This window comes from Azonexus sp. MM2026_4 (genome assembly GCF_055901855.1).
Genome location: NZ_CM148380.1, coordinates 1,698,166 through 1,716,338, shown reverse-complemented (window position 1 = coordinate 1,716,338; position 18,173 = coordinate 1,698,166). Strand labels below are relative to the sequence as shown.

The following is an 18,173-nucleotide window of genomic DNA, read 5'->3' as shown; positions in this document are numbered from 1 at the left end:
CGCGATGTCCTTCGGTTCCTTCAACGAGGGCGGCAACGCCCCGATGGCCGACATCAACACGACCCCGCTGGTCGACGTCATGCTCGTCCTGCTGGTCATCTTCATCATCACCGCGCCGCTCTTCCACCAGGCGATCCCGATCGACCTGCCGCGCGTCAGCTCGACCAAGCTCGACGACAAGCCCGAGGTCATCCAGCTGGCGATCAACGCCGACGGCATCGCCTACTGGAACGGCGAGGCGGTACACCGCGACACCCTTGACGCCCGCTTCGCCGAAGCCAGCGTCCGCCAGCCCGAATTGCACCTGCGCGCCGACCGCGAGGCGCGCTACGAAGCCGTCGCCGACGTGATGGCGGCGGCGCAGCGCAACGGCATCGTCAAGATCGCCTTCGTCACCCAGCCCAAGGGCGAGGCGAAGTGAATCGAACAAACATTCCATAAAAAATACCAGGGGGTAGTTCATGAAATCCAGGCAGCGCCTGCTTGCCGTCGCCGTGGCGGCGGCTTTCGTTCAACCGGTATTCGGCGCCGACGACGGCGACCGGGTGCTGTCGCCGGTCAAGGCGGAGGCCGCGCGCGAGGTCGAAGTCCAGTCGCGCACCGAACTCGGCCGCCTGACCGAATACACGCCGCTCGCCGGGACCGTCGTCGAGCGCGAGGAACTGGAGACGGTGCGCTTCGTGGACTCCTTCCACGAACTGCTGCCGCGGGTGCCCGGCGTCAGCATGAGCCGCAACATGCGCTTTACCGACGGCGGCAAGAACTACACCGAGAACCGCATCGACGGCATGCGTGCCCGCAACAGCGGTACCTACGGTTTCGTGGACCAGGTGAACTCGGGCGACATCGAGCGCATCGAGTTCATCCGCGGGCCGGGGTCGGTGTTGAGCGGCAGCAACGCGATCGGCGGCACGATCAACGTGATCACCCGCGATCCCCCGGCCAAGCGCGAATACCAGGTGACCGGCGAAGCCTTCGAGGACGGCGGCTATCGCATGGGGCTCAGCGGTGGCGACCGCCTCAGCGACAGCCTCGGCTACTTCTTCAACATCAACCAGCTGGACCATGACGGCTGGCGCGACCATACCGACCAGAAGAAGACCTCGCTCAGCACCAAGTGGGTGTGGCGTCCGGACAGCAGCTCCAAGCTGGCGCTGCGCTACGAATACATCGACGACGACTACCAGAACGCCGGTTCGCTCGACGAAGCGCAATTCCGCGCCAACTGGCGGCAGGCCGAGCCGGACAGCTACCTGCGCACCGCGGTCAAGTATTCGACGCCGTCGCTGCACTACCGCAAGATGTTCGGCGACTTCGGCGAGCTCAATCTCTACGGCCAGCAGCGGCACACCGAGCAGACGGCGCGCTCCTCCGGGTTCAGCGGCGGCGGCTCGACGCTCGGCGATACGGACTCCGACGAAACCAATTTCCAGTTGATGTACAAGCACAACTTCAGCCTGGCCAAAACCTCGGTCACCGGCGGTTTCGATTACCTGGACACGGCCAGCGACAGCAAGAAATTCAAGGATCTCAGCCCCAAGAGCTTCCACTTCTCGCGCGGCGCGTTGACCGGGTACTCGAAGTCCTACGAAAAGAACAAGTCGCCCTTCCTGCAGGTCGAGTTCTCGCCGCTCGACCCGCTGCGTCTGACGCTGGGCGTGCGGCGCGACGACATCAGTTACCGGGTCGACGACAAGTTCAATGACAACAAGGACGGCAGCACCAGCTACGCGAAGACGGTGCGCAAGTTCGGCGCGGTATACGAAATCTCGCCGCAGACCCTGGTCTGGGCGAACGTTGCCGAGGGTTTCATGGGGCCCGGCGTCAGCACCCTGCTCGGCAGCGGCACGCCGGTACCGGCGACGCCGGCGGCGGCCTGGGCGTCCCGCTACATACCGGCCAACATGAACCTGAAGCCGGAAGAGTCGATGACCCACGAAATCGGCGTCCGTGGCAGCTTCGATTTCGGCCTCAAGTACGACACCGGCTATTACGAGACCGACTTCGAGAACCTGATCGTTTCCCAGGCTTGCATCCAGAACGTCGATTACTGCCGCACGCGCAACGTCAACGCCGCCAAGGCCAGCGCCCACGGTTTCGAGACGGCGCTTTCCTACGACATCAACAAGTACCTGGAAATCGGCCTGTCGCACACCTACGCCCGTTACCGCTATGGCGACTACAAGACGGCGACGACGGACTACACCGGCACCCGCCGCTACTACACGCCGCGCAACCACTACAACCTGCGCGTCGTGGTCAAGCCGGCCGCCGGCTGGCGGGTCGAAGTGGAAGGCGACCACATCGAGAGCTACTACACCAACCAGGCCAACAGCGACCGCTACAGCCGTCCCGACCTCTACAACCTGCGCGCCAGCTACAGCGCCAAGTCCTGGAGCGCCTGGCTGCACGTCCTCAACCTGATGGACACCAAGTACGCGGAACGGGTCGGCTCCACCGACGCCGGCGTGCGCAATTCCTATACGGAAGGCTACACGCCGCGCCTGGTCCGGGTCGGTATTTCCTACCAGTTCTGATGCAAAGCCGCATTTCTCTAGGTGAATTCATGTCGGAAAAGAACGTTCGGGATGGCGCAGCGAATGTGCCACGGGCAATCGCCCTTGTTGTGTTGGGGGTGTCCTGTCAATGGGCCTTGGCGCAGAGCGAGGACAAGCTCCTGGCGCCGGTCAGAACGACCGCCGACGCCGATCTGAGCGTTCAGGAAAAATCGGCGATCGAGACCTTCAGCCCGTATTCGCCGATGTCCGGGACGACGATCTCGCCCGAGGTCCTGGACACGGTGAAGTTCGTCGATCCCCGGCGCGAACTGCTCTGGCGCGTTCCCGGGATGACCATGATCCGCAACATCCGCATTCCCGACGGGAGCAAGAGCTACACCGACAAGCGGGTCGACGGGATGCGGGTGAATACCTACAGCACCGGCAACTTCAATGCGCTCGACGAGACCAGCCCGTCGGACGTCGAGCGGGTCGAAGTGATCACCGGCCCGGGCTCCGTGCTGAGCAGCAGCAACGCCTTCGGCGGAACGATCAACGTCATCACGCGCGATCCGCCGCGCGAACTGGAGCGCCGGATATCGCAGGAGATTGGCGCCTTCGACCTCTACCGCACAGATTATTCCCAGGGCGGGCCGCTGAATCGTGACCTCGGTTATTTCTTCAACCTGAATTACATGGATAACAAGGGCTGGCGGGAGAACGACAGCGCCTCGCAAAAGAAGGGCGCGTTGAGCGGGAAACTGGTCTATCGCCCGGACGAGTTCTCGAAACTGACCGCCCGTCTGGAATATCTGAACGATATCTCGCGCGATCCCGGATCGATTTCCGAACAGCAGTTTCACGACGACTGGCGCGAGGCTCTGGCGACCCAGTACAAGAAGACCGACACCACCTACGTCACGCCGTCGTTTCAATACAAGCGGCGGATCGGCGACAACGGCGAGTTGAACGTTTCGGCGCTGAATCGCGTGACGACCTCGAAAAGCCTCAGTGCCACCTCGGCCGCCGCGATGAGTGTGGGCGAGGGCGATACGACGGAGAACAGCATCCAGTCGATGTATCGCCACGACTTCTCGTTCGCCATGTCCACGCTGTATCTGGGCGTCGATACGACCTGGATGGATGCCAAATCCAAGAGTTTCAAGAACGCGACTTCCTATGCCCGCGCGCTGGACGGCGATTTTGCCAAGGGGGCGCTGAGCACCTCTACCGTGGGCACGGAAAAGCACACCTCGCCCTTCCTCCATTACGAGTTCTCGCCGCTCGACTCGCTCCGCCTGTCGATGGGAATCCGCAAGGACGACTTCGATCTCGAGACGGACAACAAGCTGGGCGACAAGGGCGACGGCCGCAAGAGCTTTTCCAAGCTGGTCCGCAAGTTCGGTGCCACCTACGAATTCGCCGGCGGTTATGTGCTCTGGGCGCGCGCCGCCGAAGGCTTTCTGGCGCCGAGCGTGAGCGACCTGCTGGGCACCGGCGGCGCCCCGAACAAAGCCACATACGTGCCGATGAACATGAGCCTCAAGCCGATCGAGTCGATGACCTACGAGCTGGGGCTGCGCGGCCAGTTGCTGGCGAAGCGCCTGCGCTTCGATACGGCGTATTTCGATACCGACATGAAGAACATGATCGTCCGCGAAGACTGCGCGCCGGCCGAGCCGTGCTACCAACGGAACGTCAATGCCGGCAAGGCCCGCCTGCACGGCCTGGAAACCTCCATTTCATTTGACGTCACGCGCTGGCTGGATACCGGGCTATCTCATACCTGGAGCATCGTCGAGTACAAGGACTACAAGACGCCGACCTACGACTACTCCGGGAATACCTGGAAAGGCGCGCCCGAGCACCACTTGAACTTGCGCGTCGGGGTCAAGCCCGTCGAAGGTCTGCGGGCGGAGCTGGAGTACGACCACATCGCGTCCTACTACCGCAACAACGAGAACGTCGGCGGCACCTACAAGCGACCGGACCTGTTCCACCTGCGCGTTGCCTACAAGACCAAAACCTGGAGCGCCTGGTTGCACGTCCTCAACCTGTTCGACAAGAAATACGCCGAACGGGCCTGGATGACCGCCGCCGGCAAGGCGACTTACGACGAAGGCTACAAACCGCTGACCCTGCGCGCCGGCGTCAGCTACAACTTCTGACGGGAGCGAAACGTGCGCATAGTGAAAGAATGGGTTCTGTTGTCGATGCTGCTCTGCGCGGCAAATGTGCCGGCGCAGGACAGCGGCGAGCGGCGCGGGCCGCCGCCCGGCGTCAGTCGCGGCGATTACGCCGGGCCGCGGCCGCCGGCCGATGCTTCCGACGAAGAAAAACGGGCCTTCTGGCGGGCGCGGGCGGCCGAGCGGCGCCAGGCCGAGGCGGCGCCGGTCGCTGCAGAAGCCGCTGCGCCGGCAGCCGAAAAGGCGCCGCCGGCGGCTGATGCTCGCCCGGGCAAGCCGGCAGCCGGCCAGGCAACGGCCGCTCGCGCCCAGGCGGTCGATCCGCATGCCGGGCACACGATGCCGATGGCCGCGCCGACGGCGTCGGCCGCCGCCGCCTCGGGCCGGCCGCGCGGCATGCGCGGCGGCGGCGACGGCGTGCTCTGGTTGAGCGACCAGGCACCGCGCCGCGACGGCGGCGGACGTCCGGGCGGCGCCCGTGGCGGCATGGCCGGCATGGGCGGGATGGCTGGCATGGACGACAGCGGCATGGGCGGCGCGCCCGGCCGCATCCCGAACAAGCGCCTGTGGCTGCGCAGCGGCAGCAACCCGCTGACCGCGGGCAGCGTGCCGGCGAGCGAGCCGGTGCTGCTGCTCGATGCGCAGCAGCAGGCGTCGTCGATCGACGTCGAAGCGCACGGCGGCCCCTACAACGTGACTTTCCCGATGCCCGAACCGGGCGTCTACAACGCCTATTTCGTGCGCCGCGCGGTCGATCAGGAAACCCTGGCGGTGACCGTCGCCAAGGCCGAGGTGATGCGTTCGGCCGGCCATGCGAAGGTCGAAGGCGAAGACCAACTGATGGTGCCGCGCACCGATTCCCGGGTGCCGGTCGAGATCGTCCGCGAGCGCAAGGATGGGGAAGGGCTGTTCACCCGCATCAACTACGGCGACACCATCCGCTTCCAGGTGCTGCGCGACGGCAAGCCGGTGCAGAACGCCCGCGTCAGCTTCACCAGCGGCCAGGGCTGGAGCAACAGCGTGCAGTCCGACGAGGACGGCCGCGCCGGCTTCGTCGTCATCCGCGACTATTTTCCCGACTGGCGCGAGTTCGACCGCCGCCACCGCGAAACCTTCGTGGTCAGCGCCAGTTTCCCGGTCGACCAGGCCGGCGAATGGCAGGGCAGTCCCTACCACAGCGTGCGCTACACGACGACGCTGGCCGGCGCCTACTATCCGGCGATCGAGGACTACGAGTCCTACGCCTGGGGGCTGGGCATCGCCGTCGTCGCGCTGCTCTTCTCGGGCACCGCGGTCTACCTCTACCGGCGCCGCCGCGTGCGGCCCTACCGCGAGGTGAGCTTCGATGAGTAAGCTGCGCGACGCGGTCAACAAGGTCGACCTGAAGCGTTTCCGCTTCTGGTTCCAGCTCGCCGCCTTCGTCCTCTTCGTCTATGGCGGTTACCTGGCGATCAACCTCGGCAACAGCCTGCCGATGTTCAGTTGCGGCTACCTGCGCGACGGCCGCGCCGGCGTCTGCTACCTGCTGCCGCTGCAGCACCAGCTGGCGCGGCCCTGGCCGCAACTGTTCAGCTATGCCGGGATCGCCGTGCTCACCGGCTTCGGCATTTTTGCGCTGTGGTTCATCGTCCTCAACAAGGGCTGGTGCGGCTTCGTCTGCCCGCTCGGCACCTTGCAAGACTGGCTGACCAGCCTGCGCCAGAAGCTCGGCATCCGCCAGTCGGGCTATACGCACGAACAGTTCCGCAAGCTGACCTGGATCAAGTACGTGCTGCTCGCGCTGCTGCTGCTGATTCCGCTCGGCATCGGCGGCGGCCTGTGGTCGCACGAGGTCGGCGCGCCGTTCTGCCAGATCTGCCCGGGGCGGATGGTGTTGCCGCTGTTCGTCGGCGACTTCTCGCAATGGACGATCGACTTCTCCAGCCCCGGCAAGATCGTCCTCACCGCGCTGGGCATGGGCATCACCGGCCTGTTCATCGTCGGCGCCTTCGTCAAGAAGCGCTTCTTCTGCTTCTTCTGCCCGATGAGCGCGCTGCATTACCTGCTCTCCAAGCCGGCGCTGCTGCGCCTGCGCAAGGACGGCAGCAAATGCACCCGCTGCGGCGACTGCTACACCGCCTGCGACATGGAAATCCGCGAAATCGCCGACGACGTGACGCGCAAGGAAATCATGACCGACGACTGCACGCTGTGCCTCAAATGCGTCGCCGCCTGCCCGGAAAAGGGCGCGCTGAAGGTCGATTTCGCCAACATCACCTTCTTCGAATCGACCGAGGAAGGTTTCATCAAGCGCATGAACAAGGGAATCCGCAAGTGAGTGAAATCCGCGAAGTGCCGCTCAAGCCGGCGTTCAACCAGAGCCGCCAGGCGCGCGAAGCCGAGGTCATGCTCAACCACATCGTCAACGATTTCATCGACAACCCGGCGGCGATGACTTACTTCTACGACCTCTTCCGCCACGCCTTCATTGAGGGCAAAGCGCTCGACCGCGACGGGCCGGGCATCGGCACCACCTGCATCCAGGTGCCGGAAGAGCTGATCTACGCTGCCGGCGGCACGCCGGTCCGCCTGTGCAACGGCGCCTACCATTACGATCAGGTCGGCGCCGACTTCATGCCGGCCAAGTCCTGCTCGCTGGTCAAGGCGACGCTCGGCCGCCTGCATTCGGAAAAGGCCGTGCCCGACGTCGGCAAGCTGGAGCTGATCGTCAATCCGACGACCTGCGACCAGAAGAAGAAGGCCGCCCAGATGATGGAAGGCATGGGCTACCAGGTCTACGACCTGGACCTGCCGAGCGCCAAGGACAACGAGGCGGCGCGCGAATACTGGCGGCGGGTGGTCAAGCAACTGGCGGCGCGCCTGCAGAAAGTCACCGGCAAGAAGCTGACCCGGCAGCGCCTGCGCGAGGCGATGGCCAAGACCTCGCGCGCCCAGGCGGCCTTCCGCACCCTGCACAATTTCCGCCGCAAGGCGCCGTCGCTGATCCTCGGCAAGGACGTCTTCCTCGTCACCAACGCCTATTTCTTCGACGACATCGAGCGCTGGAGCGCCGCCGTCGAGGCGCTCAACGCCGAACTCGCGCAGCGCGAGGCCGAGGCGTTCAGCGCCGTGCAGAAGAAGGCGCCGCGCATCGTGTTCACCGGCTCACCGCCGATCTTCCCCAACATCAAGCTGCCGCTGCTGATCGAAGAGGCGGGCGGCGTCGTCGTCGCCGACGAGACCTGCTCGGCCAACCGCATGCTCTACGACATGACGGCGGTCGACGAATGGCTGCTCAGCCACATGATCGAGAGCATCGCCGACAAGTACCTGAAGCCCTGTACCTGCCCGATCTTCACCCGCAACGACGACCGCATCCGGCGCTTGCTCGACCTCGTTTCCACCTTCAACGCCGACGGCGTCGTCTACCAGTCCTTCGCTGGCTGCCAGGTGTACGAGATGGAGCAGCGCAGCGTTGCCGAAGCGCTGAACAAGGCCGGCATCCCGATGCTTTACATCGAGACCGACTACAGCCCGGACGACATGGGCCAGCTATCGACCCGCGTCGAGGCCTTCCTCGAATCCATCAAGACCCGTAAAAGACAGGCTCGCGCATGACTTACTTCGCAGGCATCGACATCGGCTCCACCGCCATCAAGACCGTACTGATCAACGCGGGCGGCGAGATTGTCGGCATCCACGTTACCGACTCCGGCAGCCTCTTCCACAAGAACGCCAAGGAGGCGCTGCGCGTGCTGCTGGAGAAATCCGGCGTGGACCGGGCGCAACTGAAATACCTGATCGCCACCGGCTACGGCCGCAAGCTGTTCAAGGAAGCCGACGATTCGATTTCCGAGATCACCGCCAACGCCATCGGCGCCCACGAGACCGGCAAGGCCTACGGCGGCGTGCGCACCATCATCAACATCGGCGGCCAGGATTCGAAGGCGATCCAGATCGACGACAGCGGCAACGTCAGCAACTTCGTGATGAACGACAAATGCGCCGCCGGCACCGGCCGCTTCCTCGACGTCGCCGCGCGCAACCTCGACCTCGACCTGGAAGACCTCGGCGACATCCACTTCACCGGCAGCGGCGCGCCGCTGTCGATCAACAGCACCTGCACCGTCTTCGCCGAATCCGAGATCATCGGCCTGCTCGCCAACGGCCACGGCAAGGCCGAGATCGTCGCCGGCATCCACTATTCCATCGCCAAGCGCACGGTGCGCCTGGCCAAGCGGGTCGGCATCGAGGACCGCGTGTACATGGACGGCGGCCCGGCGCTCAACAAGGGGCTGGTGGCGGCGATTCAGGACGAGCTGCAGCGCGAGCTGGTGGTGCCGCAATACCCGCAGACGACCACCGCTTACGGCGCCGCCGTGCTGGCGCGCAGCGAGTTCCTCGCCGAACAGCAGGAAGGCCACTGACGATGCCGGTCGAGGCGGTGGCCATCGGCCTGCCGATGGCGCTCGGGCTGGGGCTGGTCTATGGGCTCGGCCCTTGTCTGATCAGTTGCCTGCCTTATCTCGGGCCGCTCTTCGTCAATGCCGACCAGGGCATCGTCCGTTCCTGGCGTATCCTGCTGCCGGTCTCGCTTGGCCGACTGACCGTCTATGGCGGCTTCGGCGCGGTCAGCGGCTGGTGGGGCGGCCGTTACGTCGGCGGCGTCAATGGCTGGGTCGTCCATCTGACGGTCGGCATTGCCCTGGTGCTGGTCGGCGTCGCGCTGCTCGGCCGGCGGCGCCCGGCTTGCGGCAGTTGCGCGCCAAAAGGTGAACAGAAAATCAGTTGGCGACCGCGTCAGGCGGCGGCCCAGGCGATGCCGTCCGGGCTCTACCTGATGGGCGTCGGCATGGCGCTGACGCCGTGCGCGCCGCAGGGCGCGGTACTGGTCGCGGCGGCGGCCAGCGGCACGGCGTGGAGCGGCGCCGCGCTCGGCCTGAGCTTTGGCCTCGGCGCCATCGCCGCGCCGTGGCTGGTGTATGGCACCGTCGTTGCCTACGTCGGCCAGCAACTGCGCGAACAACTGGGGCGCTGGCAACCGCGCATCGAAGCATTGAGCGCGTTCCTGTTGCTGGGAACGGGCCTCGTCCAGCTCTGGCAAGGGGCCAGCGCTGGCGGCATGGTTTGAAACGGGAGAAGAGAAAAACATGAACAAGGCTTGGATGGCCGGCCTGCTGGCCGTGCTGGCAGGGCAGGGCTGGGCGGCGGAACAGGTGTTGTCGACGGTCACCGTGACCGCCGACGCCGATGCGCTGGAGGAGCGACGCCAGGCGGTGACGCAGAAGGTGATCCTCAACCAGGCGGAAATCGCCAACCTCGGCGCGACGACGGTCAGCGAGGTGATCAGCAAGCTGCCCGGCATCGACGCCGGCAGCCAGGGCAGCGACGGCGGCCAGGGCATGCGGGCGCGCGGCATGGTGCGCGACTCGGTGCAACTGCTGATCGACGGCGAGCGGGTCGGCGGCAATTCGCGGATGGCGGCGGCCTCGGTCGGCCGCCTGCCGTCCGGCGAACTGGAGCGGGTCGAGATCCTGCGCGGTTCGTCGGCCGAATTCGGCGGCGGTGCCTCGGTCACGGTGAACCTGGTGATGAAGAAGACCGCGAAGAAGTCCGACACGACGCTCAAGCTCGCCACCGGCACGCGCGACGGCCGGGTCTTCGGCCAGAGCACGGTGACGCGGCGCGGCAATGCCGGCGAGTTCTCCTGGGTGCTGCCGCTGACCATCAACCACCACGTCATGGTCTCCAGCAGCGACAGCGACCGCCAGGCCTTCGCCGGCGGCGCCCGCAACGCCTGGGCGATGGACGAGAACGACGGCCGCTTCTCGATGAACGAGCTGGTCTTCAGTCCGCGCCTCAACTGGCGGCGCGGCGGCGACAGCTTTTCGATCTGGCCGACGCTGTTTCGCGGCGACACCCGGCGCTGGGGCGAAATGGAACGCTACAGCTACGCCGACCCGCTGGCCGGCACCGGACTCGCCGCCGACGGCAGCCGGTCCGACCGGGAAAGCGGCAAAACCCGCCTCTACCGCCTGCGCCTCGAAGGCGAGCGCAAGCTCGACGGCGGCAAGCTGAGCTCGCGCCTGGCCTGGATGAAAGGGCAGCGCGACACCGACACCCGGCGCAACTACCTGAGCGCCGGCGGCGTCCTGACGCCGACCCGCGACCGTCTCGAACGCGACGAGGACGAACTGAACGGCATGGTCCGCCTCGACCGTGGATTCGGTAGCCATGTCGTTTCCCTGGCGCTGGAAGGCGCCCGCCTAGAACGCGACGACCGCCAGGATTTGTCCGGCGCCGCCAGCCGCTACCGGACCGGCGAGCGGCAGACGATTGCCTGGGTGCAGGACGAATTTTCCCTGACGCCGCGTACCACGCTGACCCTCGGCCTGCGCGGCGAGCAGTTCCGCCTCGACGTGGAGGGCGACAGCCGCCGCCACGGCATCGTCGCCCCGTCGCTGGCGGTACGCTGGGAACCGTTGGAACGTTGGGTCTTGCGCAGTTCCATCGGCCGCGGCCTGAAGCTGCCGCGCCTCGACGAACTGAGCAACCGGCCGGTCCTCAGCCTGAGCGCCAACACGCCGCTCGAAGCCGACCAGCGCGGCAATCCCGACCTGCAGCCGGAGCGCAGCACCAACTTCGAAGTGGTGCTCGAACACTACCTGCCGGCCGACGCCGGCGTGCTCGGCTTCAATCTCTACGCTCGCCAGACCAGCGATTTCGTCGAACGCCGGGTGGCGCTCGAAGGCGCCCGCTGGGTCGACCGGCCGTACAACGAAGGCGACGCCGAGCACTGGGGCGCCGAACTCGATGCCAAGCTCAACCTCGCCAAGCTCGGTGTCGCGCCCGGCACCCTCAAGGGCCACCTGACCGTGCCGCGCAGCCGGGTGCACGACGAGCGCCTCGGCCTGACCCGGGAAGCCCGCGAATCGCCGCGCTACCAGCTGAGCCTTGGCTACGAGCGGCCGTTCGGCCAGCGCGTCACGGCCGGCCTCGACCTGCAGCATTTCGCCGAAGTGAAGACCAGCATCCCGGGCGAGCGCCAGGAGCGCACCGAGGACCGTACCGTTCTCGACCTGTTCGCCGTCTACCGCCTGCAGCCCGGCCTCAACCTGCGCTTCAACGCCAACAACCTGCTGCGCGCCGACACCTGCAAGCTCGCCCGCGCCCACAGCGGCGCCAATGACTGGCAACTGGAAACATGCAACGGCGCCGTCGCCAGCTACATGCTGACGTTGGAGGGGAGCTGGTAGGAAACACCGCCATCGGCGGGCGCTGCGCCGCATTCCCGCCGTGAAAGTTCCCAGGTGGTGTCGGGAAGCCTTTCCTTCCCGGCGCAAGCGCAGTCGCGCTACGTCGGGTTGCTCGGATTGAGCGAGTTACGAATGCGCCGGGCGACCTTGCTTCCAATTGCGCCGGGTTCGCGTAGAACCTGGCGCCAACTGGCGGGGGGCTGCAACAGGAGGCGCATCATGACCGAGGGGGGAGGATGGTCATGCAGCAGGCAATAATCGACGATTTCGCAATACCGGGTGTCCTTGCCAAGCGGATTGGCAACCAGGAAATCGCGCTCGAACAGCGTCAGGAAACGCTGTATCGGCTTGCGTAAAGGCCGGGGGCAAGCGCGCAGCGTTTCCACCACTTCCGGTGCCAGTGCATGATGCGGCCCGCCGCGGGCTATCAGTCTGGCCAGGTCGAGCAGTTTCATCAGCCTTAGCTGGCCCGTTTCGATCGGCGGGGTGCTCATCAACGAACACTGGATCAAGCTGTGCATGACCCGGTCGGCCAGCGCCAGGCGGGCGATCGGCAGTCCATCCAGCGTCGCAGGTTCGCAGCGCGCCAGCGCCCGGTCGTCCGGCAACAGGTCGCCGAACGACTTGCGCACGATGTGGCGATGCAGTTCCAGGCGCATCGGGCGCTCCGGGTGGTATAGCGGCGCGTAATGATGGGAGTCCTGCCAGTCGGTCGTTGCCGCCAGACTGTCCGTCCTGTAGCCCAGACGCGACAGAACGGCCAGGGCATCGGCCTGTTTCCTTGGCGATGGAACCCAGACATCGATGTCGCTCATCAATCGCGGGCGCGCCTGTCCTTCCGGTTCGCTCATCAAGGCCGCGCCTTTCAACCAGACCGGCAGGATGTCGGCCTCGGCAAAGGCAACATTGATTTCCTTCATCTGTGCCAGAAGCCCGGCCTGGCGTGTCGCCATCATCTGGCCCACCTCGACAAGGCAGTCCAGCATTGCTTCGGGTACGTTCTCCTGCAAGCCCCTGTCGATCAGTCGGGGGAGCAGTTCAGGCAGTACGAGATGGGTGTCCGCCAACTCGAACAGAATTGGCCAACGCGGGTCTTCGGGACTCACTTCCGGAATCGCATCATCGCTGGCGGGGGCCAGGATACGGCAAAGCAGCGAGTAGGCTTCCTTGCGCGTCACTGGCATTTCACCAGGCCTTCCAGTCCATTTGCTACGGCATCGAGGTCGCCATAGGTCAATTTGTAGGCGGGGAGCTTTTCGAGCATTTCCAGCAGGATTTCGGCATGTGCCATGTCCATGGTTTGCCTGGTGGTCACCCCGGCACTGATCAATTCGCAAAGGGTTTGCACGGGGGGGATCGGCGTGATCTCAAGCGTGGCCCCGGGGGAGAACCTGGGCAACAGGATGGCGCGCAATGATTGGCGCGCTTCTGTTGGAACGCGATTGCCGCCGATGGGCAGAAAACGCGCCTGCCGGTCGGCGTAAGGGACGACGGGCAGAGTGTCGATACTCGGGTAATGAGGGCGCAGCGTGGGCCAGCTTCCCGGTTTGAGGCCGATCGCCGACGGGAAGGGGTGGACCTCGAAGTCCTTGCCTTGGGACGGGCGTCCCAGCGCAACGATGTCGTCACCCAGATAGCCCCAGCCATGGGCGACCAGATAGGCCGTCAGGGTGCTTTTCCCGGCGCCCGAGACGCCCGGCAGCAAAAGGACGGACCCCGCCCGGGAAACCGCCGCCGCGTGCATGGTGGCAAACAGGCCTTGCTCGGCATAGGCAGGCTGGAGCAGGGCGGTGACCAGGCTGGAAATGGCAAAGCTTTCGTCACCGGTCCACAACACCGAGTCCCTGCTGGCCAGCCAGAAAGCTTCCCCGTCATGAATCCAGCGCAACGGGATCGGATTTTCGTTTTCGGCGGCAGCAATCATGCCGGAGAGCACGCCCCGCACCCTGGCCAGGGTATAGGGGTTGCCCGGGGCGCCGGTATCGCCTAAATCGACGCTGAAGGACTTCCCGCCCAGGCGAAGCGCCAGTTGCGAGACGACGACATGGTCCGGCAGGCGTTTGTCGGCCGGATGCCAGGTGCCACGGTCACGATCCGGGTCCCGCGCAACGCAGGGGCGTCGGGTGATCCGGTAGCCGCCCTGGATTTCTTCAAGCCAGCCTCTTGCCAGCCATTCGGTCAGGGTGCTTTCTACCGTCGCGGTGAGATCGTCGGGGGTGTCGTCGATCAGTTCGGCGCAAGCTGCGCTCAAACTGTCCAGATCGCGGATGCTTTCATCAAGCAGCAGCCAGAGAATGGCGGCCGTTGGATTGAGCACACCCAACTCGGCGCGTTCCTGATCGACCAGGACCAGATGCTCTTCCAGCAGCCTTGCGTAAAAGGCTTCCGATGCCGCGATACCCGTCATGAAACGGGCTCTAGCAGGTAAGGCTGCAGGCGCTTGCCTTGACGGACAATAGAGCCTGCGTCGCAGGGGCCGCGTAAGAGACCTTTTTGGCAATCCGCAACATTGCCTCTCTGCGTTTCAACGAAACCGTATCGCCTTGTGCCGTTTCGGAATGGGCCGCCGGCAAAGCGACGCCAGTGGCTTGTCGATGTTCGTTGGTCTGTTTCATGTTCTTTTCGGGCTTCTCTTGGAGTCAACGCTGTTCAGTTGAAATTTCTCCGAATTTACGGGGCGACGCGCACCATCCTGGCGAGCGTTTCGTCATGCATGAACCTGGACGGTTTGCGGATGGGCTCGCCGGAACGCTGTCCGCTCCGGGGGAAGGGGAGATCAAGCGCGGCGGACGGTCAGGATGCCGTTCTCGCCTGCATGGAAAACAGGGCCAGCGTCGCCGGTGCGGCATACGATGCCTTCTTGGCAATTTTTTTCAAGGCTTCGCGGCGCTTCAGCGAAACAGCGTCGCCGGGCTGCGCTTCTGCATCAGCCGCAAGCAGGTTGTTTTCGGCAGTTTGCTGGTGATCATGGGTGTTCTTCATTTTGTCTCCTTGAGGAATCTCGCCGGCGAAATCCCGTTGATTCCATTTTTCCGATGGCACGCCGCATCTCTCGCTTCATCGCTCGGGATGCCTCTTCTGTCACGGTTTCTTGTGGTTTTGGCGAGAGTCCGTGTGGTTGAGCGGCAGCATCTCCGGACGGCTCTCTTCATTCATTTCCTGCGGGCCAGGTGATCAGGATGCTCTTGCTTGCATGGAAAACAGGGCAAGCGTTGCGGGGGCAATATAGGATGCCTTTTGGCCGATCCTTTTCATGGCTTCGCGGCGCTGCAACGAAACGGTATCGCCTTGCTGCGGCGTTACCTGGTCCTCGGGAATCACATTTTCAGCAGTTTGCGCGTCGGTGTTCTTCATTTCGTTTCCTGTCGTTGTATCGGCTAAGCCGGCAGTTTCAGCGCGTGAAGCTGAAGTGCTGCGCAAACCAAAGCGCTTGCATTCTGGCGTGCCTGTGCCTCGCGCACAAGCGATTTTCAGCCCAGCCTGTCGTTGCGCAGGCTGTGCAAGATCTGCTTGATATTGCTCGCCGATTTCAGCGATGCAGCGTCGCATTCAGGTCGCGTTCATCACACCGGCGGCAGACTTGCCCGCATTCAACGCCTTGTGCGCTGCAAAAAAAGCTTCTCCGAACAATATTCCGCTCTTGCGAGCGAGCTAGCATGGGGCATTGCGCCCGCAGCCACCATCGAGAATGTCATGACCTCCCTGTCCCTGGTGCTCTGGATCGTCCTCGGCATCGCCCTCCAGTTGCTGCTCTGGCTGGCGGTCACGCTGCGCCACCACTGGCGCGATTATCGTGCGCTGGGCGTAGCCGGTATCCCTGCGGCAGCGTTCGCGGCGGTGCCGGACGAACAGCCGGCCAGCGCCGGCTGGTCCGGTTGGCGGGATTTCCGGGTGGTGGAGAAAACCGTCGAGGATGCGGCGCAGTCGGTTTGCTCCTTCCATCTGCAGCCGGTCGACGGCGTGGCCTTGCCCGAATTTCTGCCCGGTCAGTTCCTGACTTTCAAGCTCATCTTGGCGTCGGGCGAAGAGATCGTCCGCTGCTATTCGCTGTCGGACGCGCCGCGCCGCGATCGCTACCGGGTTTCGATCAAACGGGTCACGGGCGGGCGCGCATCGAACCATTTTCACGATCATGTGCAGCCCGGCACGCAGTTGCAGGTCCGCGCGCCGGCCGGCCATTTCCATCTCGACCGGAGCATGGAACCGGTGGTGCTGGTCGCTGGCGGCATCGGCATCACGCCGCTGCTGTCGATGCTCGCCTGGAGCCTGGCCGCCCAGCCCGGGCGTGAGGTCTGGCTGTTCCTGGGCGTGCGAAATGCGCGCGAGCTGATCGAGCCGGCCCGGCTGGCGGCGTTGGCCGCCGCGCATCCGAATTTCCGTCTGCATTACTGTTTCAGCGATCCGCTGCCGGAAGAACGCGAGGGCGTCGATTACCAGCACCGCGGGCGCTTGTCGGTGGCGCTGATGCGCCAGTTGCTGCCGCTCAAGGCCTGGCAATTCTACATCTGCGGCCCCTTGCCGATGATGGAGAGCGTGGTCGGCGACCTTGCCGCCTGGGGCGTGCCGGAATCGTCCATCCACTACGAAGCCTTCGGTCCGGCTTCGCTGCCGCGGCCGGCGGCGGCAGCAGCGGCCAGCGTGCCGGCCGGGCAAGAGATCGTCGTCAATTTCGCCCGCTCGGGCCGCCAGGCGGTATGGCAGGCGAGCTTCGGCAGCCTGCTGGAACTAGCCGAAGCGAACGGCGTGGCGGTCGATTCCGGCTGTCGCGCCGGCGCCTGCGGCAGTTGTCAGACGCGGGTCAGCGCCGGCGAGGTGAGTTACCGCCATCCGCCGGATTTCGATCTGCCGCCCGGGTATTGCCTGTTGTGCTCCGCGCTGCCGAAAACCAGCCTGACCCTGGAGGCCTGAATGACTGCGATGCTCACCACCAGTTCGCTCTGGCGCCGGCACATCCTGCCTTTTTCCCTGTTGCTCGGCCTGCTGGGCGCGGCCACCCTGGCCGGGGATTTCCTGCTGCACCGTTTCAACCTGGTCTGGGTCGGCCGCTATCTCGGCATTCCCGGCACCCTGCTGATCATCGGTTCGCTGGTCTATTCGCTGCGCAAGCGCAAGTACATCCTTTCCGGCAATCCCCGGACCCTGCTCAACCTGCACGAAATCACCGCCTGGCTGGGCTCGCTGATGGTGCTGCTGCACGCCGGCATCCATTTCAACGCCATCCTGCCCTGGCTGGCGACGGTGGCGATGGGCGTGAACGTGATCAGCGGCATGGTCGGCAAGCTGCTGCTGGGGCGGGCGCGCGAATACCTGGTCGGCCAGCGCGAGCAGCACGAACAGAGCGGCCTGGCGAAGGATGAAGTGGAGCGCGCCGTGTTCTGGGACGCCGTGACGCTCGATGCGATGAGCCGCTGGCGCAAGGTGCACATCCCGATCTTCATCGTCTTCGCCGTGCTGGCGCTGGGCCATATCTTCAGCATCTTCCTGTTCTGGGGCTGGAAATGAAGCGCATCGTCAAGATCATCCTGGCCCTCAACCTGCTGGTCGCTACCGTGCTGGTCTTCGTCTATCCGCACCTGATGCTGGCGCCGGGCAAGCTGATTCCGGGGCACGCCAAGCTGGAAAGCGATTGCTTCGCCTGTCACGCGCCGTTTTTCGGCAGCGCCTCTGAGCGCTGCGCGAGCTGCCACAAGCCGGAAGAGATCGGCCGCCTGACGACGACCGGCCAGCCGCTCGCCAAGCCGCTGACCAAGACAGCTTTCCACCAGAAGCTGGCGAGCAGCGATTGCGTTGCCTGCCACAGCGACCATGCCGGCGTGAAGCGCTTCCGCAGCAGCGGCCGTTTCGACCACAATCTGCTCGACCGGGCGACGCGCGGCGCGTGCCGCAGTTGCCACGAGGCGCCGCGCGACAAGCTGCACCGGCAGATCAGCGGCGAATGCAGCAGTTGCCACGGCCAGCAGAAATGGCGGCCGGCGACTTTCGATCACCGCGAGTACTTCGTGCTCGACCGCAAGCACAACGTCCAGTGCGCGACCTGTCACCTGGGCAGCGATTACCGCCGTTACACTTGCTACGGTTGCCATGAACATACGCAGGAAAACATCCGCCGCGAACATATCGAGGAAGGAATCCGCGACTACAGCAACTGCACCGAATGCCATCGCAGCGCCGACGAACACGACATCCGCGGTCGGGGCAAACATGGGGAATCGCGCCGCGAGGGGCGGCACGGAGATGACGATGATGATTGAAGG

The 18,173-nt window shown here is 64.9% G+C and carries 17 protein-coding genes; 12 read left to right on the top strand and 5 right to left on the bottom strand.

Features of this window, described 5'->3' with window-relative positions; translation table 11 throughout:
- Nucleotides 1-4: 4 nt before the first annotated feature.
- From AC0KWY_RS07890 to AC0KWY_RS07850, 9 genes are all read left to right on the top strand, one after another.
- Nucleotides 5-421, top strand: coding sequence for an ExbD/TolR family protein (locus AC0KWY_RS07890; RefSeq protein ID WP_474029084.1), 417 nt, complete (start codon nucleotides 5-7; stop codon nucleotides 419-421).
- 40 nt (nucleotides 422-461) lie between these two features.
- Complete coding sequence (locus AC0KWY_RS07885) at nucleotides 462-2,537, top strand: TonB-dependent receptor (RefSeq protein WP_474029083.1); 2,076 nt, start codon at nucleotides 462-464, stop codon at nucleotides 2,535-2,537.
- 98 nt (nucleotides 2,538-2,635) lie between these two features.
- Nucleotides 2,636-4,666, top strand: coding sequence for a TonB-dependent receptor (locus tag AC0KWY_RS07880; RefSeq protein WP_474029081.1), 2,031 nt, complete (start codon nucleotides 2,636-2,638; stop codon nucleotides 4,664-4,666).
- 12 nt (nucleotides 4,667-4,678) lie between these two features.
- Nucleotides 4,679-6,037, top strand: coding sequence for a hypothetical protein (locus AC0KWY_RS07875; RefSeq protein WP_474029080.1), 1,359 nt, complete (start codon nucleotides 4,679-4,681; stop codon nucleotides 6,035-6,037).
- Nucleotides 6,030-7,001, top strand: a complete 972-nt coding sequence (locus tag AC0KWY_RS07870; protein WP_474029079.1) for a 4Fe-4S binding protein — start codon at nucleotides 6,030-6,032, stop codon at nucleotides 6,999-7,001. The genes AC0KWY_RS07875 and AC0KWY_RS07870 overlap by 8 nt, the downstream gene beginning before the upstream one ends.
- Complete coding sequence (locus AC0KWY_RS07865) at nucleotides 6,998-8,281, top strand: double-cubane-cluster-containing anaerobic reductase (protein ID WP_474029078.1); 1,284 nt, start codon at nucleotides 6,998-7,000, stop codon at nucleotides 8,279-8,281. Before AC0KWY_RS07870 ends, AC0KWY_RS07865 begins: the two co-directional genes overlap by 4 nt.
- Complete coding sequence (locus AC0KWY_RS07860) at nucleotides 8,278-9,090, top strand: acyl-CoA dehydratase activase (RefSeq protein ID WP_026688275.1); 813 nt, start codon at nucleotides 8,278-8,280, stop codon at nucleotides 9,088-9,090. The genes AC0KWY_RS07865 and AC0KWY_RS07860 overlap by 4 nt, the downstream gene beginning before the upstream one ends.
- Nucleotides 9,091-9,092: 2 nt before the next feature.
- Complete coding sequence (locus AC0KWY_RS07855; protein WP_474029077.1) at nucleotides 9,093-9,794, top strand: urease accessory protein UreH domain-containing protein; 702 nt, start codon at nucleotides 9,093-9,095, stop codon at nucleotides 9,792-9,794.
- A 19-nt stretch (nucleotides 9,795-9,813) separates the two neighbouring features.
- Nucleotides 9,814-11,919 (top strand): TonB-dependent receptor plug domain-containing protein, encoded by a 2,106-nt coding sequence (locus tag AC0KWY_RS07850; protein WP_474029076.1) that lies wholly within the window; start codon nucleotides 9,814-9,816, stop codon nucleotides 11,917-11,919.
- Nucleotides 11,920-12,017: 98 nt separating this feature from the next.
- Here the strand turns inward: AC0KWY_RS07850 and AC0KWY_RS07845 are convergent, their stop codons facing one another.
- The 5 genes from AC0KWY_RS07845 to AC0KWY_RS07825 form a co-directional block, all read right to left on the bottom strand.
- Entirely contained in the window at nucleotides 12,018-13,097 is a 1,080-nt protein-coding gene (locus AC0KWY_RS07845; RefSeq protein ID WP_474029075.1) for a nucleotidyltransferase family protein, read from the bottom strand.
- Nucleotides 13,094-14,326, bottom strand: a complete 1,233-nt coding sequence (locus AC0KWY_RS07840) for a PqqD family peptide modification chaperone (RefSeq protein WP_474029074.1) — start codon at nucleotides 14,324-14,326, stop codon at nucleotides 13,094-13,096. Before AC0KWY_RS07840 ends, AC0KWY_RS07845 begins: the two co-directional genes overlap by 4 nt.
- 10 nt (nucleotides 14,327-14,336) lie before the next feature.
- Complete coding sequence (locus AC0KWY_RS07835; protein ID WP_474029073.1) at nucleotides 14,337-14,534, bottom strand: hypothetical protein; 198 nt, start codon at nucleotides 14,532-14,534, stop codon at nucleotides 14,337-14,339.
- A gap of 178 nt (nucleotides 14,535-14,712) precedes the next feature.
- Nucleotides 14,713-14,901 (bottom strand): hypothetical protein, encoded by a 189-nt coding sequence (locus tag AC0KWY_RS07830; RefSeq protein WP_474029072.1) that lies wholly within the window; start codon nucleotides 14,899-14,901, stop codon nucleotides 14,713-14,715.
- Nucleotides 14,902-15,093: 192 nt separating this feature from the next.
- A complete protein-coding gene (locus AC0KWY_RS07825; protein ID WP_474029071.1) occupies nucleotides 15,094-15,468 on the bottom strand; it encodes a hypothetical protein in 375 nt (124 codons plus the stop codon).
- Nucleotides 15,469-15,612: 144 nt separating this feature from the next.
- Here AC0KWY_RS07825 and AC0KWY_RS07820 point away from each other — a divergent pair, with 144 nt between their 5' ends.
- The 3 genes from AC0KWY_RS07820 to AC0KWY_RS07810 are packed head-to-tail and all read left to right on the top strand — an operon-like array spanning nucleotide 15,613 to nucleotide 18,170.
- On the top strand, nucleotides 15,613-16,827 hold the full coding sequence (locus AC0KWY_RS07820) for an FAD-binding oxidoreductase (RefSeq protein ID WP_474029070.1): 1,215 nt from the start codon (nucleotides 15,613-15,615) through the stop codon (nucleotides 16,825-16,827).
- Entirely contained in the window at nucleotides 16,828-17,421 is a 594-nt protein-coding gene (locus tag AC0KWY_RS07815; protein ID WP_474029069.1) for a hypothetical protein, read from the top strand.
- A complete protein-coding gene (locus tag AC0KWY_RS07810; RefSeq protein WP_474029068.1) occupies nucleotides 17,418-18,170 on the top strand; it encodes a cytochrome c3 family protein in 753 nt (250 codons plus the stop codon). The genes AC0KWY_RS07815 and AC0KWY_RS07810 overlap by 4 nt, the downstream gene beginning before the upstream one ends.
- Nucleotides 18,171-18,173 lie beyond the last annotated feature (3 nt).